This window comes from Kitasatospora sp. NPDC034023 (genome assembly GCF_055575795.1).
The window spans coordinates 159,570-183,922 of sequence record NZ_JBVIRY010000001.1 but is presented as its reverse complement, the minus strand read 5'-3'; the positions used below and the strand labels follow the sequence as shown (position 1 = coordinate 183,922).

Sequence of the window (24,353 nt, the reverse complement as noted above, 5' to 3'; positions counted from 1 at the left end):
TCCTGCGTGGCGGCTTCTGTGCGTCGGGTCCTATGTGGCGGTTCCTGTGCGGCGTTCCTGCCTGGCGGTTCCTATGCGGCCGGCAGCAGTCGGCTGCGGACGGCGGCGATCCGGTCGGGCGTGACGCCCGCCGCGAGCAGGTAGCCGGCCGGGTCGAACCCGTCGAGCGTGGCTTCCAGGGCGGCCTCGGCGGTGGTGCCGGCCTCGGCGAGCACCGCGTCGATCCGGCGGTACGGGTCGGGCAGGCCCAGCATCCCGTACAGCGGGCGGACGTTGGGGCCGCTCAGCAGGTAGTCCTCGGCGATCGAGGCCCGGTCGACCCCGGCCAGGGCGAGCAGCAGCAGGGCGGCGAGGCCGGTGCGGTCACGGCCGGCGCCGCAGTGCACGACCACGCCGCCGGGGCGGGCGCCGGCGATCGCGGCGATCAGCGCGGCGGCGGCGTGCGGGCAGTGGTCCAGGTACGGGCGGAGCGCGAGCGGGGTGCCGTCCAGCCGGCCGTGGGCCTCCCACCAGGCGGGGCCGGCCAGTTCGTCCAGCGGGACGCGGATCAGGTCGACGTCGTCGGGGAGCGGGAGGAGCGGCTTGTACTCCTCGGCGTTGCGCAGGTCGATCACGGTGCGGACCCCGTGGTCGAGGAGGGCGTCCCAGCCCTCGGAGGTGAGGCGGTCCAGGTTGTCCGCCCGGACTATCGCACGGCGGGCGGTGAGCCGGCCGGAGGCGGTGGGCAGCCCGCCCAGGTCGCGGATGTTCAGGCAGCCGTCCCAGACGAGGGTGCGGTCCTCGATGGTGGTCAGCGCGTCCGTCGTCCGGTTCATGGGACTCCCCGTTTCCTCGTCGGGGGGTCCCGTTACCCCCTCGTTATGTAAGGACTCCCGGGAGATCAGGATGGTTCCTGGCCGTTCGAGTCCTCGGAACCGGCTGTTCACGTGCCGGTCGGGGTGGCGCTCCCGTGCTGATCGGGGTGGTGGTCGGGGTGCTGGTCAGGCGGCGGTCGGGCGGCGGGCGGGTGTGGGGCTCAGGCGGCGGTCGGGCGGCGGGCGGGTGTGGGGCTCAGGCGGCGGTCGGGGCCTCGGTCTCGGCACTGACCAGCTTCTCCATCGGCTCGGTGGCGATCTGGCCGAGCATCGAACCGGCCACGATCGCGCCGATCAGGAACACGGTGGACAGCCAGGCCATCGTCGACACCGGCAGGGTGAAGGCGCCGACCACCCGGGCCGCGCACTCGGTCAGCAGCGCGGCGCCCCAGATGCCCGAGAACAGGCGCTCGTGGCGGCGGAAGGATCGCGACGCGGCCGCCCGGCCCTCGACCAGCCGCTGCCAGGCGGCGGCGCGGTCCCGCTTGCCCTTGGTGAGGAAGGGCATCAGCATCGGGCTCATCACCGGTCGGCCGATCACCGCCGAGACCAGGATCGCGAGCGCCACGGTGCCGCTCAGTCCGCCGTCCTTGGCGATCATCATCCGGGCGTCGCCGGTGACGAAGGTCAGGGCGAGGCCCGCCAGGTTGACGGTCAGCATCAGCGCGGCCCACAGGTTGACCTTGCGTTCCCGGAGCAGGCCGATGACGGTGCGGGCGGCCGGGAAGGCGCTGCTCCAGGCCAGGGCGGCGAACTCGCTCAGGCCGCAGGCCGAGTGCAACAGGTAGTAGCCGGCCAGCGGGGCGGCCACGTCGAGGGCCAGCGGGCGGAGGCCGGAGAGCAGCGGGTTGGCGGCCTTGGCGTGGGCGGCGCCCTCGGCAACTGCCTGGGCCTGCCGAACATCGGCGGCGGCCTTCGCGGGAGCGGCCTTCGCACGGGCGGAGACGGCGACGGCGACGGTGGGGGTGACGGCGAGGGTGGGGGCGCCGGCGGCGGCGCTGACGATCTGGCTCACGGTGGGTTCCTCCCCGGCTGGTGGCCGCGGGCTGCTGCCCGCGTCGTGCCTCCAGTCTTTCCGGCCGACCCTCCGTCAGAGCAGTGCCGTCCGTTGCGGGATCCGCGTGACAGTTGTCATGGAGCGCACCGTGACACCCCGTCCGACCTGCGGTTCTCTAGTCGTCAGCGGGGAAGGTCCACAGCTCGCGGTCCAGGGTGTCCCGGCAGCGGACGGTGCCGAACCGCTCGTCCCCGGCGGACAGGAACCCCTGCGCGACCCCGGCCAGGACGGTCCGGGCGACGGCGTCGCCCCGGGTCCAGGCGCCGGTCGGCACCAGCGCCTTGTCGGCCAGCTCGGCGCGCTGCACCCGGGTCACCGCGACGGTCAGCAGCGCGGCGTTGACCTCCTGCAGTTCGGCGGGGGAGAGATAGGTCTCCCCGGTCGGGGCACGGTCGGCCTCGGCCCGGCGGCGCAGCTCCGGCAGGCCGTAGTGCCGGACGGCGGCGACGGCATCGTCCAGTGGGAGCTGCCAGCGCCGCCCGGGCAGCACCTCCCACCAGACGTCCTCGCCGACCGGCAGCACCTCGCCGATCCGGGCCCGCCAGGTCTCGATGCCGTACCGGACGCGGGGGTCGGGCCGATGGCCGGGCAGGGCGGCAGCGGTCCAGTCGGTGCGGCGGACCAGGCTGAGGTCGAAGGTGAAGGGCACCCGGTCGGCGGCGGGGCGCTCGACGAGGCCGAGCAGCACCCAGTGGGTGTCGTCCGGCAGGTTGAAGCTCCGGCGCCACCCGGTGAGGCCCAGGGCGCGCAGGGCGGGCGCGAGGTGTTCGCGCAGGCCCTTCGCGTGGAGCTCGAGGGCAGTCGTCATCGTTCGTCCCTGCTGGTCGTGGCTACTGGCCGTGGCTGCTGGTGGCACCCTCGGGCGGGCCTGGGGGTGGCATGGCCGGTCCTGCGGTGGTCCTCGGCCGGCCCCTGCGGTGGTCCTCGGTCGGTCCTGCGCCGGTCCTGCGCCGGTCCTGTGCCGGTTCTCGGTCGGTCCTGTGCCGGTCCTGCGGGGTCTTGGGTGGGCCGCCGGTGGTCCCCGCCTCGTCTGCGCGGTCGGGGCCGGGTCATGCGTCCCGGATGTGCACGAACCGGGTGCGTGTGGACGCGCGTACGTCGTCGGGCGCGGCGGGTCCGCGGCGGCGGACCGGGCACTTCGGCGGATCCGGTCTCCGGGCGTGCCGGCGGCCCCGGACTGATTCGTCTACGGACAACATAGGCGGTGCAGGCCCGCCGGGTCTGCGGACGAAGGGCAGCAGCGCGCGGGACCTTGGCCCCGGGCGGGCCGGTCCTTCGACCGGAGCCGACCTGTTCGCCCGAATGGCGCATCATGTGGCGGGTGCAGAGTGCAGAGCGCCCCGGAGCGGGCACCGGCAGCCCAGTCGGCCGGTCCGGACCAATACCGACCGCAGACGACCCACCACCGGGACCGGCGGCCGCTCCCGTCGATCTGGCCGACGCGGTCCGCGCCGCGCAGGGCGGGGACGAGGAGGCGTTCCGGCTGCTGTTCCGGACCGTCCAACCGGGCCTGCTGCGCTACCTGCGGGTGCTGGTCGGCGGCCGGCCGGAGGACATGCAGGACGCCGAGGACATCGCCTCGGAGACCTGGCTGCAGATCGCCCGCGACCTGAGCGGCTTCTCCGGCGACGGGGACGGCTTCCGCGGCTGGGCCGCCACCATCGCCCGCCACCGGGCACTCGACCACCTGCGCGCCCGCCGCCGCCGTCCGGTCGCCGACCTGCCCTTCGAGTACCTCGTCGAACTTGCGGCCGGGGATGACACCGCGGGCGCCGCGCTGACCACCGTGGGCACCGCCGACGCACTGGCGCTGATCTCCCGGCTGCCGCGCGACCAGGCCGAGGCAGTGCTGCTGCGGGTGGTCATGGAGCTGGACGCGGAGAGCGCCGCCCAGGTGCTCGGCAAGCGGGCCGGCACCGTCCGGATGGCCGCCCACCGGGGGCTTCGACGGCTGGCCAAGCTACTGGAGCAGCCCTTCGCGTCCGGGGGCGGGATCCCGGCTGCGCGGACGGGCGGGTCAGCCGACGAGGGCGCCGTCAAGGCCCCCGGCGGCACCGCAGGAAGGGCCCCCGGCGACCCCGGGAAGGCCGCCGAAGGGAGCGCGGGCAAGGCCTCCGGGCAGCCCGCGGGGAAACCCGCGAAAAAAAGTTCTCCGCAGGGTGTGACAGAACGCCGGGCCGCGACGCTGAAGGACATGAGATGAGCACCAACCGATCCCGTCGGATCGACCGTGATACCGCCGAGCAGCTGCTCGGCGGTGCCGTGGCCGCCCCGTCGGCCGGGCAGGAGGCCTCGCTCACCGGACCGGACGGCGGTCCCGGGCAGCTCGCCCGGGTGCTCGCCGCGGCCGCCGCTCCCGCGACGGCCGGTGAACTGGCCGGGGAGGAAGCCGCCCTGGCCGCGTTCCGGGAGGCGAGTCTCACGCCCGACCCCGTAGTGACCCCCGTCCGGAGACGATCAATGGCAACCGCAGCGCTGGCCAGGGCCTTCAGCACGAAGGCTGCTGCCGCCGTGCTCGGCGCCACCGCGCTGTGCGGGGTCGCGGTCGCCGCCGGCACCGGCAACCTGCCGTCCCCGCTGAGCGGCGGCACCGCCGAGCCCGAGCGCACGCTCGCGGCCCAGGGCGGCGCCTCCGGCACCTCGCCGGGCGCGTCGGGCGGCGGCCACTCCGCCGGCGCCCCGTTCGCCCCGCCGTCCGGCTCCGCCCGTCCGTCCGACGCCGCCTCCCCCGGCCCACAGACGGCCGCCCCCTTCGGCACCGCGACCCCCGGCACCCCGTCGGCCGAGGGTCACGGCGATCGTCCGGCCGTACCACCCGCGCTGCTCGGCCTCTGCCGCGGCTTCGCCGACCGGACGGCCAAGGGCGACCGCCCTGCCCGGCTGGTCACCGATCCGCTCTACGGTCCGCTGGTCGCGGCCGCCGAGGGAGCGGACCGGGTCCCGGACTTCTGCGCCAAGGCCCTCGGCGCGGGAGACGGCGACCACCAGGGCACCAGTGCGCAGCCACGCGACCCCGGCCGGCCCGGCGACGCTCCCAGCGCGGGCGCCGGCAAGGGCGGCACCGACGCCGGCAAGGGCGGCGGGAACGGCCAGGACACCGGCGGCAGCGGCACCAAGCCCGGCAAGACCGGTGCGACCGTCCCGCCGCTGCCCGCCGCGCCCACCCTGCCGGACATCCGCCCGAGCAAGACCGGCCGATCCGAGGACGGGCAGTCGTCCACGGGATAACCCCAGAACTCCGGGTGGGCGGCGAGCGACTCCCCCCGGGCTCACCGCCCACCCGGAACGCACCACCCGCAGTACCAGCACCACCCGGTAACACTCGCGGTACCAGCAGGAAGCAGTACCACCCGAAGACTCCGGGTGGCCGGTCGGCTCCCCCGTGCCCACCGTCCACCCGGCCGGCCCCGGCCGGACCGGCAAGGCGTCACCCCGGACGCGCTGCCGGCCCGGCCGGCCCGGAAACGTGCGGCCCGCCCTCCCGCAGTCAGGGCGGGCCGCACCCCCGCGCCGGCGGCCGGGGGACCGCTGCCCGGTCCCCCGGCCGCCCCCCTCCGCCCCCGGCCGGGTCGCAAGGCCGTACGGCTATCGTGCACGGGTGCACGAGGCGGCCCGGGACCCCGGGCAGGGCACGTGAGGGGAGCTCCAGGTGATCGGACGGGCGCTGAACGGGCGTTACGAACTCGTCGACATGCTCGGCGTCGGCGGCATGGCCACCGTCTGGCGCGGCGTCGATCGCGTGCTGGGCCGCCAGGTGGCCGTGAAGGTCCTCAACGGAGGCCTCGCCGACGACCCCCGCTTCGCCGAGCGCTTCAGCCGCGAGGCGCAGCACGCCGCCATGCTGGCGCACCCCCGGATCGTCATGGTCTTCGACTCGGGTGTGGACCAGGGCACCCCGTTCATCGTCATGGAGCTGGTCAACGGCCGGTCGCTGGCCGCCGTGCTGGCGCAGCAGCCCCAGTTGCCGGTGGAGCGGGCGATCGGCATCGCGGCGGCGGTCTGCGAGGCGCTGGCGGTCGCGCACGCCGCCGGGCTGGTGCACCGGGACATCAAGCCCGGGAACATCATGATCACCGACGACGGTGGTGTGAAGGTCGTCGACTTCGGCATCGCCCGGGCCGGCTCCTCCGGCAACCTGACCCAGACCGCGAGCGTGCTCGGGACGGCGGCGTACCTGTCGCCCGAGCAGGCCACCGCGTCGGCGCTGGACGGGCGGACCGACCTGTACGCGGTCGGCTGCGTGCTGACCGAGATGCTCACCGGCGCGACCCCGTTCACGGCCGAGACCCCGGTGGCGATCGCCTTCAAGCACGTCAGTGAGCAGCCCCTGCCGCCGTCCGGGCGGCGCCCCGGCCTGCCACCCGCCCTGGATGCGGCGGTGCTGCGGCTGCTCGCCAAGGACCCGGCCGGCCGTCCGGCCGACGCCTTTGCTGCCCGGGCCGAACTGCTGGCCACCGTCCCCGGGTTGGTCGTCGGCGACCCGACGGCCGAACTGCTGGCCACGGCCGCTCCGACGCAGATGCTGCCGCCCGTCCCCGTCCCGGGCGCAGTCGCACCGAACCAGCAGCACACCACCCTGCTGCCGCCCCAAGCCCCGGCCGCCACCTCGGTGATGGCACCGGTCCCGGCTCCGGCTCCGGCTCCGGTTGCTCCCGCTCCCGCCCCCGCGCCTGCCCCGGCTCCCGCCCGCACCAGCCGCCGCAAGCCCCTCGTCCTCGGCGCGCTGGGCATAGCGGGCCTCGCCGGCGTCACCGCCCTGGCCCTCACCGCCTTCGACGGACCGGCGGGCAACGCCGCCGCCACCAAGGCGCCCCCGGCTGCCACCGCCCCCGGCCCGGCCGCGAAGCCCACCCCGGCGGGGACCGCACCCTCCGCCGCCCCCACCACCCCGCCGGCCCCGACACCCACCCAGGCCGTCCCGCGCAACCAGCCGGCGGCTCTGCAGCTCCAGTCCTTCCGGCAGGCGGTGGCCCAGGCCCAGGTCCCCAAGGAGCGCGACAAGCAGGTGGAGCTGCTGAGGATCCTCGACGCCTCATCCGCCCGCCTCAACGAGGGCAACCCGGACGAGGCGGCGCAGGAGCTCAAGAACGCCCAGCGGGTGATCAAGGACATGGCCAAGAAGCACGCCATCGACGCCCCCACCTACGCCAACTGGAACGCCCGCCTCTCGGCCCTGTTCGCCACCCTCCACACCGCCGCCGACCTCCAGGACGACTGACGGTCCGCCACAATGGCGGGATGCTGACGATCGGTTCCCTCGTCCTCGGTGTCTCCGACATGCCCCGCGCCGTCGCCTTCTGGGCGGCGGCGCTCGACTACGTCCCGCGCGGCGGCCTGGTCGAGGACGACTGGACGGTCCTCGAACCCGCCGAGGGCGGCAGCGGCGTACAGCTCGCCCTCGCCCTCAGCGAGTCCCCCGTCCAGGACCACCCTCGCGTCCACCTCGACCTCTACGCCGGGGACGCCGAGGACCAAGCCGCCGAGGTCGAACGCCTGCTCGCCCTCGGCGCCGAGCGCGTGGAGTGGGACCTCTACCCCGAGGACCCGGACTTCGTCGTCCTTGCAGACACTGAGGGCAACCGCTTCTGCGTCATCGACACCAGCCGCTCCTGAATCCACGACGTTGTCCACAGCATGTGGATATTTCTGTGCAGCGAGCCTTCAGCGGGTGTTCTGCGCGGGAAGTCAGCCCGGCCGACTTCCCGCGCCACGAAAGGACGTCTACTCACCGGGGTCGGGCCCGGTGTAGGCCGGTGAGCGGAAGGTGCGGCGGAAAGCCTCGGGCCCGTGCCGCTGGTCGAGCCACCTCGAAAGGCCGAGCAGGTCACCGCTGATCATCGCCGCGAGGATGAGATCGTGAAGCGTCTCCGCGTCGGGACCGCCCATTTCGGTGAGGACGTGCTGATACCGCGCTCCGACGCCCTGTTCGTATCCGGCCATCGCGAGGTGGAAGCGGTCGGCAACGCCGGTCTCCGCGCGGTCGAAGTCGCTCGGCTCCAGCCGTCCCGTGGTGGGCCACTTGGGTTCAGGCGTGGTGGTCGAACTCGCCGGCTTTGATGCCGTGGAGGAGGGTGGCGAAGGTGGCGGGGGTGGTGCGGAGGATGAGGTGGCCCTCGTCGGACTCGCGGAGTTCGATGCGCCCGTCCATCGTGCGGACCTCCACGCATGCGTTGCTTGAGCCGGAGTAACTGGACTTCCGCCATGCGGAGCTATCCATGCTTGCTTTCAATCTCCTTCTTGATCTGCCGGATGAAGTCTCGTGACTCCTGCTCGGAGAGCGCAACTGAAGCCATCCGCCTGAGGATCTCGCGGTAGCTCGCGAGCTGTGCAGGCGAGTCGAAGATCATGCTGTTGTGGCTGGTGTCGATCTGGAGCGTGTCCAGCTCGGTTACGGCACCTTCTGCGTAGGTGAAGTTCTCGCTTGGCCCGGGCAGGGACTCGACGTCGAACGGCACGGCCCGAATCGAGACCTTGGGGTCTTCGGAGTGGTCGATCAGGGCGTCGAGCTGTTCGGCGAGGACCTTCGGGCCGCTGAACTGCATCCGAAGCGCTGCCTCATGGATGAAAGCGCGGATGGGTGTTGTGCCAGATCGGACGTTTTGTTGTCGCCTCATCCGGAAGTCTGTGCGGACATCGACCTCGTGGTCCGGTAGCGGCGGAATCGCGCGAGCGAAGACGGAAGCGGCATAGGCCTTGGTCTGTAGCAGCCCGTGAACGAACGTGATCGTGTAGGTGGTGAGCTTCTTCGCTGTGCCTTCCACTTCTGCGATGTCGAGCAGGTGCGTGGAAACGGATCCGCGATACTCCTCCCACCAACTGTTCTTGTCTCGCTCGGTGATCACGTCGGCGAGGGCGTTGATCAGAGGTTGGTTGGTGCACATGCACACGGCGGCGATGGTCCGCAGCCGCTCAACGCTGACCCCACCCTTGCCGCTTTCGATCTGCGTGATCTGGGCGGGCTGGATCCCGAGTTCGCGCGCCAGCTGGCTGCCGCCGAGGCCGGCCTGCTCCCGCATCCTCCGCAGCTCGGCCCCGATCCGCCGCTGGCGAAGGGTTGGGTTCGGTCGTAGCGCCATGATGACCAGTCTGCCGTAGGCCTCGAGGGCGGAGGTGCCACGTTCGGGTGAAGACCCCTTATGGTGGGCTCAAATTTGAGCCCCGCCTGCGCTATGGTCGTTCTCACAGCGATCCGACGGATCGTCAGTAATGCGCGCTGTCCGCACCGCAGAGCAGCCATGCCCATCTGCCTGGCCTGGCTCACGGCGACGTGTCCGCCGGTTCTTCCTTCTCAATCACGCCCGGGAGATCTCCCATGCGTCACCTGAACACGCCCTCCTTCGCCCTCACCCGCCAGTCCCTCCGGGACGCGATGGTCCGCGCGGGGTGGCCGTCCTCGGCCACCTTCGACGCCGAACTCGCCCTCTGTGAGCTGTTGATGAATGCCTGGAGGCACGGGAACACCCCCGCGCCGATCATCCACATCCTCTTCCTCGGCAAGGTCCTCCGGGTCTCGGTCTCCGACGAGAGCCCCGTCCTCCCCATCGAGCAGACCCCCTCCCCGCTCTCCGAGTCCGGCCGGGGTCTCCAGCTCGTTGCCGGCCTCACCCGCCGCTGGGGCGTCCTTCCCCAGGAGCGCGGCAAGTGTGTCTGGTTCGAGTGCGAGCTGGACTCCGCCGCGTGAACCGCCGGCCGATGCTGCCGACCGACCCCCGGATCCGGCACTACACGGACGACCACATCCGCACCCTTCTGGCCGAAGTTCAGGAGCGCGGACGGAAGTTCGGCCTGATCTGGCCCTCGGCCGCCACCGACCGGACCATGGACGGCCGGGTCCTCGTCCGTTTCAACACGGCGCCGGCCTCGACCCTCCTGAACCTGCTCGTGCTCCTCCTGGACGCCGAGCGGGACGCCTCGTGCGATTCCTGATCGCGACCGCGTTCGCGGCCCTCCTCGCCCTCGCCTTCGCGACCGTCGCCCTGGGTGTTGTCACCGCCCTCCGCGTGGCCCCGCCCGACGAGGACAGCTAGACCGACCGGATGTGTGGCGGGTCGCGTGCACAGGCCCGCCGCGCCGAATCCCCGAGTCAGCTCTTCTTCCGGATGCGCCGCTCCACGTTCCCCCGGATCGTCCGGGACGCCGTTCCGGCCGCTGCCGCGAGGAACACGAAGTTGTACCCGATCTGCAGGACCACCACGAATCGGGCCGACTGCCCCGAGGCCGTGATGTCGCCGTAGCCCACCGTCGCCAGTGTCACGACCGTGAAGTACAGCGCGTCGAGTCGGGTTTCCAGCCCGGCGAACTCGGCCTTGTGCGATCCCAACACGTAGTACGTCGCCGAGAAGATGGTCACTGCCAGGCAGATCAGGAAGGCCAGCCAGACCACCGGCCGCTTCACCGTCCCCAGCAGCACACCCGCGATCTTGACCAGCATCAACCAGGTCATTCCGACCAGCGCTCCCGCGAACACTGCCCAGCTCAGCACCGGCCGCCGTTCGCCCAACCACTCCAGAGGCAGCGTGAAGTACGCGACCATCAGGAGCGTGAACGCGGCCAGCATCCCCGACCAGGCCCGCACATCGGCGGGTGGTGGTGGCGGAGGCGGGTTCTCGGACATCCCGCCCAGCCTTTCCCGTCAGCCGCCCGCGCCGCCCGTCCGCCTGCTCCGTTCAGGTGAGCCCCTGCTGGATCGCCAGTACTGCCAGCCGGACCCGGTTCGGGCTGCCGGCCTTGGTCATCAGACTCGACACGTGGGTCTTCACCGTCGTCACCCCGAGGTGCATCCGGTCGGCGATCTCGCCGTTCGAGAGCCCTTCCGCCAGATGTCGCAGCACCTCGCCCTCCCGCTCGGTGAACCGTGCCGCCGCCTCCCGCCGCTCCGGTCCCGTCCAGTCGGCCGACGCCCGGGCGACCACCCGGCGCAGTACGGACGGGCTGTACGGGCTGTCGCCGGCCGCTGCCCGCCGGAAGGCGTCCGGTACCGTGGCCGGTTCGACGTCCTTGGCGAGGAACCCGCAGGCCCCGGCGGCCAGGGCCGGGTAGAGCCGGTCGTCGTCGAATGTGGTCAGCACGACGACCGGGGCGTCGGGCACCCGCCGTACCACCTCAGCAGGCGGGTTCCGGTGGGGCGAGCGCCCCCGGACAGCGGAAAGCCCCTGGTGGGTTCACCAGGGGCTTTCCGGAGAAGGGGGAGACTCAGATGTTCGTCTCGGGCCGCTTCGTGTCCTCGGCCTTGGTCACGTTGGTCGGCGTGACGGCCGGACGGTCCGCGCTCTGCTGGGGAGCGGCGGTGCTCTGCGCGGTGCCGGCGTCCGCCGGGGTCTCGTCCTCGCGCATGGCCTTCGTCTCGGCCTTCAGGATGCGCATCGACTTGCCCAGGCCGCGTGCCATCTCCGGCAGCTTCTTCGATCCGAACAGCAGGATGACGACCGCCAGCACCACGAAGATGTGCCAGGGCTCAAGACCGTTCCGCAGCATCCCTGGCCACCGGTCCCTTCTTGTCTAGAGTCATGGCGGGCGCTAGAGCCCGTGCTGGCCAGTATGCCTGGCCCTCACGGCGAACGGATACACCGGCCGGGAAACGCTGGCCAAAAACCAGGTGCCGCTCGAGCGGATTGTGAGACGGCGGAGTCCGGAGGGCCCGGGCGGAGCCCGCATCGGCAGCCCGCCCCGGTGCGATCAGTAGACGAATGGCACGAGTCGCTTGGACACCCGGCGGTACTCCGCGTACTCGCTCCCGAACGAGTCCAGCAGCAGCCGCTCCTCGGCGGCGATCCGCCAGCCGTACGCGGCGGACAGCAGCGCCGCGACCACCAGAGCCGCCGCCCAACTGCCGGTGCCGAGGGCGTAGCCGATCCAGACCAGCAGGCTGCCGGCGTAGCCGGGGTGGCGGATCAGCCGGTACGGGCCGGTGCGGACGACCCGCTGGGCGTCCACGGTGCGCAGGGTGCGGGTGTAGTAGGCGCCCAGGGTGCGCATGCCCCAGGCCCGCAGCGCCAGCCCGGCGGCGACCATCACGACCCCGAACCAGCGTGCCCAGGCCGGTACTTGGCCGATCGAGCCACGGTCGAACAGCACCACGACCAGCGCCGAGGTGCAGTAGCAGCCGAGCAGCAGCCGGGTCGAGCCGCGGTCACGGCGGTCCGCGTGCCAGGGGCCGGCGGCGGCGTCCGCGCGCCGGCGCAGCAGCAGCTCGTAGGCGACCCAGCACAGGACGCCGAGGAGGGAGAGGAGGGTGGGCAGGGACATGGGGCGGCTCCCGGCGGTCGGAGGGACCCTTCCACGGTGCTCCCGTGGGGTCGCCGGCGCACCCACCCCGGGGTGGACGGTGGTGCGTCCACCCCGGGGTGGACGCTCATTGCGTCCGCCGCCGCCCGCCCCGCTCACTCCGTCCGTCGCGCCAGCAGGTAGCCGCGCCGGGTGGGGGCCTCCTCGGGCAGGCCCTCGCGCTCCATCCGCGCTTCGACGGTGAACCCGGCCCCGGCGAGGCGGTCGGCGACGGTGCCGGTCTCCAGGAAGTGGAAGTCCACGTCCACCGGGTGGCCCCACCACTCCTCCATCCGCCGCACCTCGGCGCCCAGGTGGAAGGAGACCAGCAGCACCCCGCCGGGCCGCAGCACCCGCCGCATCTCGGCGAACGCGGGCGCCAACTCGTCCGGCTCCAGGTGGATCACCGAGTACAGCGCCACCGCGGCCGCGAACTCCCCGTCGGCGGCGGGCAGCGCCAGCAGGTCGCCGGTGCGGAACGCGGCCTTCGGCTGCTCGCGCCGGGCCAGCTCGACCATGCGCGGAGAGAGGTCGACCCCGACCACCTCGGCGCCGTGCCCGGCCAGCCACCCCGCCACGTGCCCGGGCCCGCACCCCAGGTCCGCCACCACCCCGCCGGCCGCCTCCTCCAGGACCACCCCCAGCAGCGCCCGGTCCACCGCCTTGTACGCCAGCTCACCCCCGACCCGCTCCAGGTACTCCGCCGCCACCGTGTCGTAACTCCCGCGCACCCGCGCCCGATCAGCACCCATGCCGCTCACCCTGGCACGCCGAGGCGAATATGCGGCATGACTGAGCCAGTGATCGAGTCGATGGCCGCCATGCCTCGCGAGCACCACGGCTGATCGCGATGGGGTACGTCACGCGGTTCAGCCAGCGCGCTCAGCGGGAGCTTCTCAAGGTGCCCAGGCCGGATGTGGTCCGGATCCTTCGCCGACTCACCGAACTCCAGAGGGCGCTGGACGCCGGCGACGCCTCGGCGTTCGACATCAAGGCCCTTCAGGCGCACCACGCCCGATGGCGACTGAGGGTCGGGGACTACCGGGTCGTCTACACGGTCGAGGCCGGCGTGTTGGTCGTCGGGGTCATGTCGGTAGGCAACCGCCGCGACACCGGCAGATGTGGATCCAGCCGTCGGAGACGGCGGAGAGCCCCCGTCCTGGTGTGGGCGGGGGCTCTCGATGACTCGCGTGGATCGGGCCGGGGTGGGTCAGACGGTGACGGTGGCGGGCTTGGCCTCGGTCTCGGGCTCAGCCTCCTCGGGGGCCGGGGTGGGGGCGGCGGCCGGGAGGTGGCGCATCAGGCGGTAGGCCAGGAGCGCGGCGCCGAGGGCGAGGACCCCGCCGACCCCGGCGGCGACGTGCAGGCCGTCGGTGAAGGCGGCGCGGGTGGTCTCCAGCAGGTCGGCGCCGAGCCGGCCGGGCAGGTGGGCGGCCACGGTGACCGCGCCGCCGAGCGTGTCCCGGGCGGTCCGGGCGGCCTCGCCGTCGACGCCCGTCGGAAGGGCGCCGTCCAGCTGGTGGCGGTAGACCGCGGCGCCGGCCGCGCCGAGCAGAGCGATGCCGAGCGAACTCCCGAGCTCGACCGCGGTCTCCGAGGTGGCGGCGGCGGCGCCAGCCTGCTCGACCGGGGCGGCGGAGACGACCATCTCGGCGGTCATCGTCATGGTGCCGACGGTCCCGGCGGCCAGCACTCCCGCCGCGGTGAGGATGAGCGCCAGCGGGGAGTGCGCGCCGACCTGCGTCATCATCGCGAAGCCGACCGCGCCGATCAGGAACCCGCCGCCCATCAGGACCGCCGGGCGGACCTTGCCGGCCAGCGCCGAGCTGATCCCGACCGCCGCGCCGACGCCGACGCTCGGCACCAGCGACCAGAGCGAGGCGATCAGCGGGCTCATGCCCTTGACCAGCTGCAGGTACTGCGAGGTGAAGAGGGAGAAGCCCATCATCGCGAACATCGCGATGGTGTTGACGCTGATCGCGCCGCTGAAGGTGCGGATCCGGAACAGGCTCAGGTCGAGCAGCGGGTTCGCGGCGGTGCGCTGACGCCACACGAACGCGGCGGCGAGCAGCAGGCCGGCCGGAACGGCGAGCGCGGGGAGCGTGCTCCAGCCCTCGATGGCGAGGGTCTTGATCCCGTAGACGAGCGGCAGGATCGCGGCCAGCGAGAGCGCGGCGCCGAGCAGGTCGAAGCGGCCGGTGCGGGCGGTGGCGCGGTACTCGGGGAGCAGGGCGGGCGCGGTCAGCAGCACCAGGGCCATCACCGGGACGGCGGGCAGGAGGGCCGAGCCCCACCAGAAGTGGTCGAGCAGCAGGCCGCCGGTGACCGGGCCGAGGGTGGCCCCGGCGGTGAGGATGCCGCCCCAGGCACCGAGGGCGATCTGCCGCTGCTTGGGGTCGTGGAACATGTTGCGGATCAGCGCGAGGGTCGAGGGCATCACGGTGGCCCCGGCGGTGCCGAGCAGGGCGCGGGCCGCGATCAGCTGGTTGGCGTCGTGCGACCAGGCGGCCAGCAGCGAGGCTCCGATGAAACCGGTGGCGCCGATCATCAGCAGCCGGCGGCGGCCGATCCGGTCGCCCAGCGAGCCCATCGTGATGAGCAGCCCGGCCAGCAGGAACGAGTACATGTCCATGATCCACAGCTGCTGGGTGCCGCTCGGCGCCAGCGTGGTGGAGATGTAGGGGACGGCGAAGAAGAGCACGCCCATGTCCATGGCGAGGACGAGGGTCGGGAGCAGGAGGACGGCCAGGCCGATCCATTCGCGACGGCCTGCGCGGCCGGTGGTTGCGGTCATGAGGTAGACAGTACGAGCGTGTCAGACGCTTGTCTAGTACATATGTGTAAATCGCTCGTGCAAGACGACCGTGCAAGACATCTGTGCAGTCCTTCCGTAGGATCGGGGGCATGGGAAACCGCGAAGACCTGATGGCAGGCGCCAAGCGCTGCCTGTACGAGAAGGGCTACGGGCGCACCACCGCCCGCGACATCGCCACCGCCTCGGGTGTCAGCCTGGCCGCGATCGGCTACCACTTCGGCTCGAAGGACGCGCTGCTCAACGCGGCGATGATCGAGGCGATCGGCGAGATGGGGGAGGCCCTGGGCGTGGTGGTGTTCGCCGCCAACCAGGTGTCGGACGACCCGGAGGTGCGCTTCGCCGCCGTCTGGAACGGCCTGCGGGACGTCTTCGTCGAGCACCGGGGGCTCTGGGCGGCCCAGTTCGAGGCGCTAGCCCAGGCCGCGCACGCCCCCGACCTGGCGCAGGCATTCACGGAGGCACAGAAGGAGGGCCGGCTGGGGCTCGCCGCCCTGTTCCAGGGGCTGACCGAGGTGCCGGACACCGAGGAGGAGGTCGTCCGCGGCGCCTTCTACCAGACCCTGCTGGCCGGTTACGCCGCCCAGTGGCTGGCCGCGCCCGAACTCGCGCCCAGCGGACAGGACTTCCTGCGGGGGCTGCGGCTGGTCAGCGCCAGCGTCTTCACGTCCGGCTGAGCGGTTCGGTTCGGCTCGGTTCGGCTCGGGCCGTCAGGTCGTGACGGCGGTCAGCAGCACCACCGAGTCGACGTGCGCCAGCAGCCCGTGCCGCTCCTGCGGGACGGGCTCCAGGCGGCCGGTCGACAGCTCCAGCCGCCGCCCGGCGATGGTCAGCGAGACCCGGCCGCGCAGCACTTGGACGCTTCCGGCGGTGGGCGGGTTGTGCTCGTCCAGCGCGGTTCCGGCGGTCAGCGCGATCACGGTCTGCCGCAGGGCGCCGTCGTGCAGCACCAGGTGGGCGCTGCGCCCGTGCGGGCTCTCGGCCGCGAGGGCGGCGTGTTCCACGGCGAGCTGTTCGAGATCGGGCATCGCGCCGCCTCCTCACTCCGTGTGCCCAGGGTCGCGGACATCCCGGCCTCCCGCACCCGGAGCGGTCCGGCCCGTGCGGGCCAACCCCGAGCGGTCCGAGGTGCAGGCCTCGCCGACTTCCCGCATCGTGGAGGCATGGCGACCAAGCAGATTTTCAACGGGTTCCAGGTCAACCGCTCACTGGTGACCGGGGGCGTGGCGCTCACCGCGATCGGCACCGTGCTCAGCGCGACCGGGGCGGCCATGGTGTGCGCGGCACTGATCACGGCCGGCCGCGGCTGGGTGCGCGGCCTGGAGACCCCGCCCACCGCGCTCGCCCACCGCGCCCTGCGCGAGGCGCGGGTGGCCTCCTCAGCCGGCTGGGAGGCCTGGCGCGCCGAGCACAGCTCGCCCAACTGAGCGACCCGCCCAACTGAGTGACCCGCCCGCCGGACACCAGCCCCGGGGACACCAGCCCCGGGGACATCAGCCCCCCCGGACAACAGCCCCCGGACAGCGGCGCGGCGGGCCGCCATGGGGGTGCGGCTCGCCACGCCGTCGGGCCCGAACGGACCCGAACGGGCCTACAGCCCGAGCGACTTGGCGATGATGCTGCGCATGACCTCGCTGGTGCCGCCGTAGATCCGGAACACCCGGTTGTCGGTGTAGAGCCGGGCGATCGGGTACTCCAGGATGTAGCCGTAACCGCCGTGCAGCTGGAGGCACTTGTCGATCACGGTGGAGGCCGACTCGGTGCAGAACAGCTTCGCCGCGGCCGCGTCGGCCACGGTCAGCTCGCCGTGCTGGTACAGCTCCAGCGCGCGGTCCACCATCGACTGCTGCGCCACCACCTGGGCCTCGCAGTCGGCCAGGGTGAACTTGGTGTTCTGGAACTCGGCCACGGCCTTGCCGAACACCTTGCGGTCCTTGACGTACTGCACCGCGAACCGCACCCCCGCCGCGGCCGCCGCGTACGCGCCGACGGCGATCGCCAGGCGCTCCTGGACCAGGTTGTGGGTCAGGTAGGAGAAGGCCTTGCCCTCCTCGCCGAGCAGGTTCTCCACCGGCACCTTGACGTCGCTGAAGGCCAGCTCGGCGGTGTCCGAGGTGCGCAGGCCGATCTTCTGCAGCTTGCGGCCGACGGTGTAGCCCGCCGAGGTGGTGTCCACGCAGAGGATGGACAGGCCGGCCCGGCGGTTGTCCGGGTCGTACGGGGCGGTGCGGCAGACCACCAGGACGAGGTCGGCCAGCACGCCGCCGGTGATGAAGGTCTTGGCGCCGTTCAGGACGTAGTGGGTGCCGTCGTCGGAGAGCCGCGCGGTGGTGGTGATGCCCGCGAGGTCGGAGCCGGCGCCCGGCTCGGTCATCGCGATCGCGGTCATGATGTCGCCGGAGACGAAGCCGGGCAGCCAGCGCCGTTTCTGCTCCTCGTTCGCGTACTCCAGCAGGTACGGCAGCACCAGTCCGGTGTGCACGCCGGAGGAGCCGAAGCTCACGCCCGCCCGGGCGGTCTCCTCGGCGATCACCGCCTGGTACTTGAATCCGCTCTCGCCCGCGCCGCCGTACTCCTCCGGCACCTCGATGCCGTAGACGCCGAGCGCGCCGAGCTGCCGGTAGAAGTCGCGCGGCGGGTGGCCCTCGGCCTCCCAGCTCTCGTAGACCGGGACGACCTCGCCCGCGATGAAGTCCCGGATGGTCTCCCGGAAGGCCTCGTGGTCCTCGTTGAACACGGTGCGGCGCACGGCGGCGCTCCCTTCGACGGTGCCGGCCGGAGCTGCCGGCGGGGCGGAACGTACCAGGTGATGGCCCCACAAGTTAATCCCGGGTAGCTTCGGCTGTCCAGAGTCGACAGGCGTGGAAATCAAGGTCGGCGGGGGCGCCAAGTGAATCCTTGCTAGCCTTCGGTCGACGCCCGGACGGCACCGGGTGGGGCGCCCGGACGGCACCGGGTGGGGCGTTCGGAGCCGTACGGGCGGGGTGCTCGGAACGGTACGGGCGGAGTGTCCGGCCGGACGGGAGGGAGGCGTGCCATGGTGGTCCGACGGCCGCGCGGGCGGCGTGCCCAGATCCTCGCCGTGGCTGCCGACCGCTTCCACCGCAGCGGCTACCACCAGGTCTCGATGACCGAGGTCGCCGCCGGGGTCGGCATCACCGCGCCCGCGCTCTACCGGCACTTCCGGGGCAAGCCCGAACTGCTCGACCGCGCCGTCCGGTTGGGGCTGGACGAGCTCGCCGAAGGGCTGCGCGCGGCCCGTACCACCGAGGAGCTCGGCGCCGCGCTGGCCGCCGTCGCGGTCGGCCACCGCCCGCTCGGCACCCTGGTGCAGCGCGACGCCCGGCTGCTGCCGCCGGACCGGCGGGCCGCGCTGCGCCGTGAGCTGCGCGCGGACGTCGCGCCGATGACCGTCGTACTGCGTGCGGAGCGTCCCGAACTGGCGTCGGATGACGCCGAGTTGCTCTGCTGGTCGGCGCTCTCGGCCTGCGCCGGGCTCTCCTACCAGTCGGCCGTGCCGCAGCCCCGCCGTGCCGAGGCGCTGCTGCGCGAGCTGGTCGCGGCCGTCCTCGCGGTCTCGCTGGACGGCACGACCGTCGAGCCCGCGGCCGGACCGGCGCCCGAACCCGGGCCGCAGGCCCGCCGGGAGGAACTGCTCGCGGCGGCCGTCCGGCTGTTCCACCAGCGGGGCTTCGACAACGTCAGCACCGACCAGCTCGGCGCCGCCGTCGGCATCTCCGGCCCCAGCGTGTACCGGCACTTCGACAGCAAGGCCCACCTGCTCGCCGCCTCGCTGGTGCGCAGCCGGGAGCGGCTCTGGCACGAGGTGGGCGGCGCGATCGCGGCCGCCGACGGGCCCGGGGCGGCGCTGGCCGCCGGGCTGGACGCGTACGTGGGCTTCGCGCTGCGCAACGGCGACTACCTGGGCGCGATGCTCAGCGAGACGGAGCGGCTGGCCCCGCCCGACCGGCGGGCCGCGGTGGACTTCCGGCGGGACTTCCTGCGCACCTGGGTCGGCCTGCTGCGGCAGGTGCGTCCGGAGTACGACGCGGCGGCCGCCCGGATCCGGGTGCACGCGCTGTTCGCGCTGGTCAACGACGGGGTGCGGAACCGCCCGCACAGCACCCGGCCGGATCTCGGGGACTGCCTGCTGCGCCTCGGCCGGGCCGTGCTTGGCCTGCCCTGGCCGCCTTCACCGTCGTGACTGCCCGGAAACCTTGACTGCCCTGAGACCTCGACTGCCCTGAGACCTCGACTGCCCTGAGACGCGACACGGGCCGGGCGCCCGCCCCCTGGAATTCGTCCAGCGCGGGGCGGGCACCCGGCCCGGTGGGCGCGGCCTAGTTGAGGACGTTCGGGTAGTACACCCGGGCGTCGACATTGCCGTTGCCCTGCAGGGCGCCGATGTTCCCGCCGTTGCCGGTCACGGCGAGGCCGTTGTTCTGGTTGCTCGCGCCCGAACCGGTGGCCGTCTGCTGGGTGTTGACCACGTTGCCGTGGACGTTGCCGATGATGTTGTTGGAGCCGACGTTGTTCACGACGCTGCCGTTGGAGTGGTCGATCGCGCCGGCGCTGTTGTCGGCGTGCGCGGTGGCGGCACCGACGCCGACGAGGAGGAACGCCCCGAGGGCGGTGACGGCGGCGGCTGCGCGAATACGGGACACGCTGGTCTCCCTGACTGGAAGTGCGAATTGTGGCGCGCTCCGGAGTGGCCGCTCCGAGGCGCCGTTGCCTGACGTCGCCCGCTCAGCATTCACCAGCGATGTGGACGAACTCCATCGAATGGGTGGCAATTCCTCCGATGGTGGAGGCCTGGTCAATTGGGGTTGACCGCAGTTCGTCAGTCCGGAAGGCCGGCCGTCCGTCAGCCCGGAAGTCGGTCAAGAAGAAAGAAATGGTGGGCAGATTGTCGCACTGGCACACTGGGGACCCATGTCTGAAGGTGCCCCGCTCGAGCCCACCCCCGTCGAGGAACTGCGGACGACCGAGGTCGATCTCGGCGGCCTGGTGAACGTCCTCGCCACCCACCTCTACTCCACCCCGCTGGTCGCCCTGCGCGAACTCGTCCAGAACGCGCACGACTCGCACACCCGCCGGCTCCTGGAGGACCCGGAGGGCGACCACCGCCCGCTGATCCGGGTGCGCGCCGACGCCGCCCGGCGCACCGTCTCCATCGAGGACACCGGGGCCGGACTCACCGAGCCCGAGATCCACTCCTACCTCGCCACCGTCGGCACCGGCTACACCCGCATGCTGCGCGAACTGACCGGCAACCAGGAGCTGATCGGCGCCTTCGGGCTGGGCTTCCTGTCCGCCTTTTCCATCGCCGACGAGGTCACCGTCACCACCACCTCGCACCGCGAGCCGCGGCTCGGCCACCGCTACCGCAGCCGCGGCGGCGAGCAGTACCGGGTCGAGCCGGTGCCCGCCCGGCCCCGCCCGGGCACCGTGGTCGAGCTGGCGCTCAAGGCCGAGCACGCCCACCTCGCCGACGAGCCCACGGTGCGCGAAGTCCTCGCCCGGTACTGCGTGCTGCTCCCGATCCCGGTCTACGTCGGCGACGACGAGCAGCCCGTCAACTCCGTCGAGGTGCCCTGGCGCCAACGGGTGGAGGGCGACCGGCACGCCGCCCGGATGCGCTTCGCCACCGCCTTCGGCCGCCGCTTCGAGCCGCTCACCGCCTTCCCGGTCCAGCCGGTCGACGGCGGCACCGACGCGATCGGCCTGCTCTGGGTCCAGGACGGCGGTACCTACGGCAGCAGCGACAACCGCGACCTCGCCGTCTACCTGCGCGGCATGCTGCTCGCCGAGGACGCCCGCGACCTGCTGCCCAGCTGGGCCGGGTTCATCGGCGGGGTGGTCGAGTCCAGCCGGCTCACCCCCACCGCCAGCCGCGAGGACCTCCAACGCGACGAGCACTACCGCGCGCTCCAGAAGGCCCTCACCGACGCCATCGTGGACGGCCTGTACGAGACGGCCCGGCTGCGACCCGCCGCCTGGCGCCGCATCCTCACCCGGCACGGCCAGGACCTGCTCGGCGCCGCGCTCTGCGACGAGCGGCTGTTCACCCTGCTCGCCGACGACGTCCCGGTGCCCACCTCGCAGGGCGACCTCACCGCCGGAGCGCTGCGCGCCGCCGGAGGGGGAGCGGTGCACGTCGCGCTCGGCAGCGGCGGCGGCTTCGAGGAGATGCTGTACCGGGCCATGCGGGTGCCGATCGCGCGCGGCGACCGCTACGCCGTGCTGCCCTTCCTGCGCCGCTACGCGCAGCTGCGCGGCTGCCGGCTGGTCGAGCTGGGCAGCGAGCAGGGCAACCGCGAGCTGTTCCGCGACCCGGAGCGGCCGCTGCCGGAGGGGGAGGCGGCCTGGCTGGCCGGCGCCCTCGCCGACCAGGGCGAGCAGCTCGTCCCGGCCCGCTTCGACCCGCCCGGCCTGCCGCTGGTGCTGGTCCCGGACCGCGAGGCCGAGCTGAAGGCCCGGATCGAGGACGACCAGGCGGACGCCCGGATCCCGTCCGCCGCGCTGCGGCTGGCCCGCGCCTTCACCGCCCGCACCGACGGCGAGGTCAGGGCCCGGCTCTACCTCAACCTGGCGTGCCCGGCCGTCCAGGACCTGCTCACCGCCTACCGCACCGGACACACCGGCAGCGCCACCGCCGCCGGGCTGCTCCGCTCGCTCAAGGTGATCATGGCCGCGGCCTCCTCCGGTCCCGCCGAGGGCGACCTCACCGCCGCGCTGACCGGCGTCGGCACCGCGGTGTCCGCCCTGACCGCCGCCGTCCCGGCCGGGCTGCCGGACGTCCCGGACAGCCCCGGCGCCCTGTCGGACGAAGCGTGACCGGCGAAGCCTGACGGACGAAGCCTGACCGGCGAAGCAAGACCGGCGAAGCGTGACGGACGGATTGTCAGTGGTCCGCGGTAGACAACTCATCAGCACGACGCAGAGGGAAGAAGCATGACCACCGACATCTGGTCCTGGGTGCGCGACGCCCACCGGCAGTTGGTCGAGGCCGGTCACCACCGGCTGGCCGAGGCCATCGTCGACCTGCCCGAGCACGCCACCGAGGGCCGCAACGACCAGCTGGACGCGCTCTACCCGGAGGCCCTCGCCGCCGCGCGGTCGCTCGACCTGCCCTGGGCCGAGGTCTACCTGCGGCACTGGCGGATGCAGAATCTGCTGAACAAGCGCCAGCAGGGCGAGGCGGTCATGCCCGAGGCGATCGACCTGCTGGAGTTCGCCCACCGGGAGGAGACCGTCGGCTGCCCGCAGTCCGTCTGCGTGGTGCAGGACTTCGCGATCTGCCACGCCCGGGTCGACGGGCCCGGGTACGTGACGGAGCGGCTCGAGGTGGTCGGCGAGACGCTCGACCGGATCGAGCCCGGCCGCGCCTGCTACGACTGCCTCTCCCGCGAGTACTCCGACGCCCTGGAGGACGACGGCCGGGCGGCCGAGGCGCTCGACCACCTGGACACCGCCGCCAACCGGATGCGCGCGGCCGGTCAGCGGATCTCGCTCCGCTTCCACCAGGCCCGGGCCGGCACCCTGCACCTGCTGGGCCGGTACGAGGAGGTGCTGGAGCTGCTGGACACCGCCGAGCGGGCCGAGCAGGCGCAGGGGCACCGGCTCGACGAGCGCGACCAGCGCTGGGGTGCCCTGCTGCGGGCCCGCGCGCTCGCCGCGCTCGGCCGGACGGAGGAGGCGCTCGCCCTGCTCCCCGACCGGGCCGAGGCCGAGCTCCACGCCGACCTGCGGCCCGCCTGGACACAGACGGTCGAGCTGCTGGTCGCGGCCGGCGCATGGGAGAACGACGCCGACCTGGGCGCCGTGCTGGCCGGCTGGGTCGGCTACCTGGACGGCGCCGGCGCGCACCGCCCGTGCGTGGACCTGCTGCTGGCGGCGGGCCGGCTCGCCCTCGCCCGCGGCGCCCGCACGGTGGCGCTGACCCTCGCCGCGACCGGGGCGCGCAAGCTCACCCGGCTGCGCCGCACCGACGGTGTGGCCGAGGAGATCGCCGCCCTGCGCGCGGCCGCCGAGGCGCTGCCGGAGCCCGCGCTGCCCGTCCCGCCAGGCGAACTGACGGCGTACCTGGCCGAGGCCGAGGTGCCCTTCGAGGTCGGCGCCGACCTGCTCTCCGTCGCCCTGGACCGGTATCGGGGTGAGCCGGCCGGCGCCACCGGGCTGACGGTGCTCCTGGCCACCGTGCTGGGCGGGCTCGGCCACGCCCGGGCCGCGGCCGACCTGCTGTGGCAGCGGCTGGAGGCCGACCCGGGGGCCGGCGAGCTGACCGGCACGCTCGGCGAGCTGCTGATCGACGCCCGGGACGCCGAGGGCGTGCGCCGCCTCGCCGACCGGCTGTCTCTCACGGCCCCGGCCGACGGGCACTGGATACGCGCCCGCTGGGCCGCCGCCGAGAGCCGCTGGAGCGAGGTGCTGGAACAGTGCGAGGCGATCCTCGCGCTCGACGACGAGGTGCTCAACACCCGCCGCCTCGCCGCCCGCGCCGCCACCGAGCTGGGCGACCACGCCACCGCGCAGCGGCTCTACCAGGAGCTGCTGGAGCGCGCGCTGCCCGCCGAGCCCACTCCGGACGCGGAGGGCCTGGAGGCCGCGACCCCGGCCGCGACGGCCTCGGACGAGGAGGACCATCGGACGGTCCGGGAACCCGACCTCTGGCACCTGATCACCGCGGCCAGCGCCAACCGGGACTGGGCGGTGGTCCGCTCCACCGGCGCGCTGCTCGGCATCGAGTTCGACGAGCCCGAGGGCCCGGTGGACGAGGAGTGGCAGCTGGTCACCATCCGGGCCACCCGCACCAACGGCGCGACGGCCGACCTGCCCGCCATCCGGACCGGACCGGCCACCGCCCGTGTCCTGCCGGTGCTCGGCGACGACCTGACGCTCAACCACGGCGACGTGGTGGTCTTCTCCCCGGCGCTACTGGAGGGCCCGCCGGCCGAGGACGCCCCCGAGGAGGAGCGGCGGCGCTGGCGACCGGTGTTCGAAATGCTCACCCTGCTCGACCCGGCGGGGTACACCACCTACTGGATCGACGGCGGCTGGCCCGGCGACGAACCGTGGGGCACCCTGCGCGAGCGGCTGCAGGAGGCCGGCTACGCGGTCTGGGCGTACAGCGGGGAGCAGTACCGGATCACCGACCCGGCCGACGAGGACGAGACGCTGCCCGGCATCTACGCGGCCCTCGGGGTGCCGCCGGTCGCCTCGGCCGCCGAGGCGGACGCGCTGCTGCACCGGCTGACCGGCGGCTGGCCGCACCCGCTCGCCTGGCCGGCCCTGGCCGAGGCCGCCGGCGCGGACCTCGCCCGACACGAGGAGATCGTGGAGCGCTACGGCCTCTGACCGCTCCGGT

At 73.3% G+C, this 24,353-nt stretch carries 26 protein-coding genes and 1 pseudogene; 12 read left to right on the top strand and 15 right to left on the bottom strand.

The window, feature by feature from the left end; translation table 11 throughout:
* Positions 1–71: 71 nt before the first annotated feature.
* The 3 genes from ACZ52R_RS00865 to ACZ52R_RS00855 all read right to left on the bottom strand — a co-directional run bounded on the left by ACZ52R_RS00865 (position 72) and on the right by ACZ52R_RS00855 (position 2,719).
* On the bottom strand, positions 72–815 hold the full coding sequence (locus tag ACZ52R_RS00865; RefSeq protein ID WP_465752377.1) for a tyrosine-protein phosphatase: 744 nt from the start codon (positions 813–815) through the stop codon (positions 72–74).
* Positions 816–1,050: 235 nt separating this feature from the next.
* Positions 1,051–1,869 carry a VC0807 family protein gene (locus tag ACZ52R_RS00860; RefSeq protein ID WP_465752375.1) on the bottom strand — a complete coding sequence of 273 codons (819 nt, stop codon included), beginning with the start codon at positions 1,867–1,869 and terminating at the stop codon, positions 1,051–1,053.
* A gap of 157 nt (positions 1,870–2,026) precedes the next feature.
* Positions 2,027–2,719, bottom strand: coding sequence for a hypothetical protein (locus ACZ52R_RS00855; protein WP_465752373.1), 693 nt, complete (start codon positions 2,717–2,719; stop codon positions 2,027–2,029).
* 504 nt (positions 2,720–3,223) lie between these two features.
* Between ACZ52R_RS00855 and ACZ52R_RS00850 the strand changes: the two genes are divergently transcribed.
* The 4 genes from ACZ52R_RS00850 to ACZ52R_RS00835 all read left to right on the top strand — a co-directional run bounded on the left by ACZ52R_RS00850 (position 3,224) and on the right by ACZ52R_RS00835 (position 7,524).
* Positions 3,224–4,114, top strand: coding sequence for an RNA polymerase sigma factor (locus ACZ52R_RS00850; RefSeq protein ID WP_465622621.1), 891 nt, complete (start codon positions 3,224–3,226; stop codon positions 4,112–4,114).
* On the top strand, positions 4,111–5,139 hold the full coding sequence (locus ACZ52R_RS00845) for a hypothetical protein (protein WP_465752370.1): 1,029 nt from the start codon (positions 4,111–4,113) through the stop codon (positions 5,137–5,139). The genes ACZ52R_RS00850 and ACZ52R_RS00845 overlap by 4 nt, the downstream gene beginning before the upstream one ends.
* Before the next feature lie 421 nt (positions 5,140–5,560).
* Positions 5,561–7,129: a protein kinase domain-containing protein gene (locus ACZ52R_RS00840; RefSeq protein ID WP_465752368.1), complete on the top strand. Its 1,569-nt coding sequence runs from the start codon at positions 5,561–5,563 to the stop codon at positions 7,127–7,129.
* A gap of 20 nt (positions 7,130–7,149) precedes the next feature.
* Positions 7,150–7,524 carry a VOC family protein gene (locus ACZ52R_RS00835; protein WP_465622615.1) on the top strand — a complete coding sequence of 125 codons (375 nt, stop codon included), beginning with the start codon at positions 7,150–7,152 and terminating at the stop codon, positions 7,522–7,524.
* A 108-nt stretch (positions 7,525–7,632) separates the two neighbouring features.
* On the opposite strand, the gene ACZ52R_RS00830 is transcribed toward ACZ52R_RS00835, so the two are convergent.
* The 3 genes from ACZ52R_RS00830 to ACZ52R_RS00820 form a co-directional block, all read right to left on the bottom strand.
* The gene (locus ACZ52R_RS00830; protein ID WP_465752366.1) at positions 7,633–7,851 is read right to left on the bottom strand and encodes a hypothetical protein; all 219 of its coding nucleotides are present in this window, start codon (positions 7,849–7,851) and stop codon (positions 7,633–7,635) included.
* Between the two features lie 85 nt (positions 7,852–7,936).
* Complete coding sequence (locus tag ACZ52R_RS00825) at positions 7,937–8,128, bottom strand: DUF397 domain-containing protein (protein WP_465622613.1); 192 nt, start codon at positions 8,126–8,128, stop codon at positions 7,937–7,939.
* A complete protein-coding gene (locus ACZ52R_RS00820; RefSeq protein ID WP_465622611.1) occupies positions 8,121–8,987 on the bottom strand; it encodes a helix-turn-helix domain-containing protein in 867 nt (288 codons plus the stop codon). Before ACZ52R_RS00820 ends, ACZ52R_RS00825 begins: the two co-directional genes overlap by 8 nt.
* Before the next feature lie 236 nt (positions 8,988–9,223).
* Between ACZ52R_RS00820 and ACZ52R_RS00815 the strand changes: the two genes are divergently transcribed.
* Both ACZ52R_RS00815 and ACZ52R_RS00810 read left to right on the top strand, forming a co-directional pair.
* Positions 9,224–9,592 carry an ATP-binding protein gene (locus ACZ52R_RS00815; RefSeq protein WP_360496030.1) on the top strand — a complete coding sequence of 123 codons (369 nt, stop codon included), beginning with the start codon at positions 9,224–9,226 and terminating at the stop codon, positions 9,590–9,592.
* The gene (locus ACZ52R_RS00810; RefSeq protein WP_465622610.1) at positions 9,589–9,837 is read left to right on the top strand and encodes a hypothetical protein; all 249 of its coding nucleotides are present in this window, start codon (positions 9,589–9,591) and stop codon (positions 9,835–9,837) included. The genes ACZ52R_RS00815 and ACZ52R_RS00810 overlap by 4 nt, the downstream gene beginning before the upstream one ends.
* 157 nt (positions 9,838–9,994) lie before the next feature.
* Here ACZ52R_RS00810 and ACZ52R_RS00805 read toward each other — a convergent pair whose 3' ends face one another.
* The 5 genes from ACZ52R_RS00805 to ACZ52R_RS00785 all read right to left on the bottom strand — a co-directional run bounded on the left by ACZ52R_RS00805 (position 9,995) and on the right by ACZ52R_RS00785 (position 12,926).
* Positions 9,995–10,468, bottom strand: a complete 474-nt coding sequence (locus tag ACZ52R_RS00805) for a potassium channel family protein (RefSeq protein WP_465622608.1) — start codon at positions 10,466–10,468, stop codon at positions 9,995–9,997.
* A 109-nt stretch (positions 10,469–10,577) separates the two neighbouring features.
* On the bottom strand, positions 10,578–11,000 hold the full coding sequence (locus ACZ52R_RS00800) for a response regulator transcription factor (RefSeq protein WP_465752364.1): 423 nt from the start codon (positions 10,998–11,000) through the stop codon (positions 10,578–10,580).
* Between the two features lie 103 nt (positions 11,001–11,103).
* Positions 11,104–11,385, bottom strand: a complete 282-nt coding sequence (gene tatA / locus ACZ52R_RS00795; protein WP_465622605.1) for a Sec-independent protein translocase subunit TatA — start codon at positions 11,383–11,385, stop codon at positions 11,104–11,106.
* A gap of 201 nt (positions 11,386–11,586) precedes the next feature.
* Positions 11,587–12,156 (bottom strand): methyltransferase family protein, encoded by a 570-nt coding sequence (locus tag ACZ52R_RS00790; protein ID WP_465752362.1) that lies wholly within the window; start codon positions 12,154–12,156, stop codon positions 11,587–11,589.
* 134 nt (positions 12,157–12,290) lie between these two features.
* On the bottom strand, positions 12,291–12,926 hold the full coding sequence (locus tag ACZ52R_RS00785; protein WP_465622602.1) for a class I SAM-dependent methyltransferase: 636 nt from the start codon (positions 12,924–12,926) through the stop codon (positions 12,291–12,293).
* A gap of 98 nt (positions 12,927–13,024) precedes the next feature.
* Here ACZ52R_RS00785 and ACZ52R_RS00780 point away from each other — a divergent pair.
* Positions 13,025–13,294, top strand: a pseudogene (locus ACZ52R_RS00780) (type II toxin-antitoxin system RelE family toxin); the annotation flags it as partial.
* A 90-nt stretch (positions 13,295–13,384) separates the two neighbouring features.
* On the opposite strand, the gene ACZ52R_RS00775 reads toward ACZ52R_RS00780, so the two are convergent.
* Positions 13,385–14,968, bottom strand: a complete 1,584-nt coding sequence (locus ACZ52R_RS00775) for an MFS transporter (RefSeq protein ID WP_465664020.1) — start codon at positions 14,966–14,968, stop codon at positions 13,385–13,387.
* 110 nt (positions 14,969–15,078) lie between these two features.
* Between ACZ52R_RS00775 and ACZ52R_RS00770 the strand changes: the two genes are divergently transcribed.
* Entirely contained in the window at positions 15,079–15,663 is a 585-nt protein-coding gene (locus tag ACZ52R_RS00770) for a TetR/AcrR family transcriptional regulator (RefSeq protein ID WP_465622598.1), read from the top strand.
* A 33-nt stretch (positions 15,664–15,696) separates the two neighbouring features.
* Here ACZ52R_RS00770 and ACZ52R_RS00765 read toward each other — a convergent pair whose 3' ends face one another.
* Positions 15,697–16,014, bottom strand: a complete 318-nt coding sequence (locus ACZ52R_RS00765) for a cupin domain-containing protein (protein ID WP_360496004.1) — start codon at positions 16,012–16,014, stop codon at positions 15,697–15,699.
* Between the two features lie 135 nt (positions 16,015–16,149).
* Here ACZ52R_RS00765 and ACZ52R_RS00760 point away from each other — a divergent pair, with 135 nt between their 5' ends.
* Entirely contained in the window at positions 16,150–16,413 is a 264-nt protein-coding gene (locus tag ACZ52R_RS00760) for a hypothetical protein (RefSeq protein WP_360496002.1), read from the top strand.
* Positions 16,414–16,577: 164 nt separating this feature from the next.
* Here ACZ52R_RS00760 and ACZ52R_RS00755 read toward each other — a convergent pair whose 3' ends face one another.
* Positions 16,578–17,735 (bottom strand): acyl-CoA dehydrogenase family protein, encoded by a 1,158-nt coding sequence (locus ACZ52R_RS00755; RefSeq protein WP_360495999.1) that lies wholly within the window; start codon positions 17,733–17,735, stop codon positions 16,578–16,580.
* A 288-nt stretch (positions 17,736–18,023) separates the two neighbouring features.
* Here ACZ52R_RS00755 and ACZ52R_RS00750 point away from each other — a divergent pair, with 288 nt between their 5' ends.
* Positions 18,024–19,190: a TetR/AcrR family transcriptional regulator gene (locus tag ACZ52R_RS00750; protein ID WP_465622595.1), complete on the top strand. Its 1,167-nt coding sequence runs from the start codon at positions 18,024–18,026 to the stop codon at positions 19,188–19,190.
* Positions 19,191–19,326: 136 nt separating this feature from the next.
* Here ACZ52R_RS00750 and ACZ52R_RS00745 read toward each other — a convergent pair whose 3' ends face one another.
* On the bottom strand, positions 19,327–19,650 hold the full coding sequence (locus ACZ52R_RS00745) for a hypothetical protein (protein WP_465625280.1): 324 nt from the start codon (positions 19,648–19,650) through the stop codon (positions 19,327–19,329).
* A gap of 268 nt (positions 19,651–19,918) precedes the next feature.
* Here ACZ52R_RS00745 and ACZ52R_RS00740 point away from each other — a divergent pair, with 268 nt between their 5' ends.
* Together ACZ52R_RS00740 and ACZ52R_RS00735 are read left to right on the top strand one after the other, a co-directional pair.
* The gene (locus tag ACZ52R_RS00740; RefSeq protein WP_465752360.1) at positions 19,919–21,823 is read left to right on the top strand and encodes an ATP-binding protein; all 1,905 of its coding nucleotides are present in this window, start codon (positions 19,919–19,921) and stop codon (positions 21,821–21,823) included.
* Between the two features lie 117 nt (positions 21,824–21,940).
* Positions 21,941–24,343, top strand: coding sequence for a coiled-coil domain-containing protein (locus tag ACZ52R_RS00735; protein WP_465752358.1), 2,403 nt, complete (start codon positions 21,941–21,943; stop codon positions 24,341–24,343).
* Positions 24,344–24,353 lie beyond the last annotated feature (10 nt).

What these genes read in the sequence shown, in the direction of transcription:
- ACZ52R_RS00740 (WP_465752360.1), top strand. Translation starts at nt 19,919, where the DNA reads ATGTCTGAAGGTGCCCCGCTCGAGCCCACCCCCGTCGAGGAACTGCGG.
- ACZ52R_RS00765 (WP_360496004.1), bottom strand. Translation starts at nt 16,014, where the DNA reads ATGCCCGATCTCGAACAGCTCGCCGTGGAACACGCCGCCCTCGCGGCC.
- ACZ52R_RS00750 (WP_465622595.1), top strand. Translation starts at nt 18,024, where the DNA reads ATGGTGGTCCGACGGCCGCGCGGGCGGCGTGCCCAGATCCTCGCCGTG.
- ACZ52R_RS00815 (WP_360496030.1), top strand. Translation starts at nt 9,224, where the DNA reads ATGCGTCACCTGAACACGCCCTCCTTCGCCCTCACCCGCCAGTCCCTC.
- ACZ52R_RS00770 (WP_465622598.1), top strand. Translation starts at nt 15,079, where the DNA reads ATGGGAAACCGCGAAGACCTGATGGCAGGCGCCAAGCGCTGCCTGTAC.
- ACZ52R_RS00835 (WP_465622615.1), top strand. Translation starts at nt 7,150, where the DNA reads ATGCTGACGATCGGTTCCCTCGTCCTCGGTGTCTCCGACATGCCCCGC.
- ACZ52R_RS00805 (WP_465622608.1), bottom strand. Translation starts at nt 10,468, where the DNA reads ATGCTGGCCGCGTTCACGCTCCTGATGGTCGCGTACTTCACGCTGCCT.
- ACZ52R_RS00825 (WP_465622613.1), bottom strand. Translation starts at nt 8,128, where the DNA reads ATGGATAGCTCCGCATGGCGGAAGTCCAGTTACTCCGGCTCAAGCAAC.
- ACZ52R_RS00850 (WP_465622621.1), top strand. Translation starts at nt 3,224, where the DNA reads ATGTGGCGGGTGCAGAGTGCAGAGCGCCCCGGAGCGGGCACCGGCAGC.
- ACZ52R_RS00735 (WP_465752358.1), top strand. Translation starts at nt 21,941, where the DNA reads ATGACCACCGACATCTGGTCCTGGGTGCGCGACGCCCACCGGCAGTTG.
- ACZ52R_RS00820 (WP_465622611.1), bottom strand. Translation starts at nt 8,987, where the DNA reads ATGGCGCTACGACCGAACCCAACCCTTCGCCAGCGGCGGATCGGGGCC.
- ACZ52R_RS00855 (WP_465752373.1), bottom strand. Translation starts at nt 2,719, where the DNA reads ATGACGACTGCCCTCGAGCTCCACGCGAAGGGCCTGCGCGAACACCTC.
- ACZ52R_RS00865 (WP_465752377.1), bottom strand. Translation starts at nt 815, where the DNA reads ATGAACCGGACGACGGACGCGCTGACCACCATCGAGGACCGCACCCTC.
- ACZ52R_RS00760 (WP_360496002.1), top strand. Translation starts at nt 16,150, where the DNA reads ATGGCGACCAAGCAGATTTTCAACGGGTTCCAGGTCAACCGCTCACTG.
- ACZ52R_RS00785 (WP_465622602.1), bottom strand. Translation starts at nt 12,926, where the DNA reads ATGGGTGCTGATCGGGCGCGGGTGCGCGGGAGTTACGACACGGTGGCG.
- ACZ52R_RS00775 (WP_465664020.1), bottom strand. Translation starts at nt 14,968, where the DNA reads ATGACCGCAACCACCGGCCGCGCAGGCCGTCGCGAATGGATCGGCCTG.
- ACZ52R_RS00830 (WP_465752366.1), bottom strand. Translation starts at nt 7,851, where the DNA reads ATGGCCGGATACGAACAGGGCGTCGGAGCGCGGTATCAGCACGTCCTC.
- tatA (WP_465622605.1), bottom strand. Translation starts at nt 11,385, where the DNA reads ATGCTGCGGAACGGTCTTGAGCCCTGGCACATCTTCGTGGTGCTGGCG.
- ACZ52R_RS00790 (WP_465752362.1), bottom strand. Translation starts at nt 12,156, where the DNA reads ATGTCCCTGCCCACCCTCCTCTCCCTCCTCGGCGTCCTGTGCTGGGTC.
- ACZ52R_RS00845 (WP_465752370.1), top strand. Translation starts at nt 4,111, where the DNA reads ATGAGCACCAACCGATCCCGTCGGATCGACCGTGATACCGCCGAGCAG.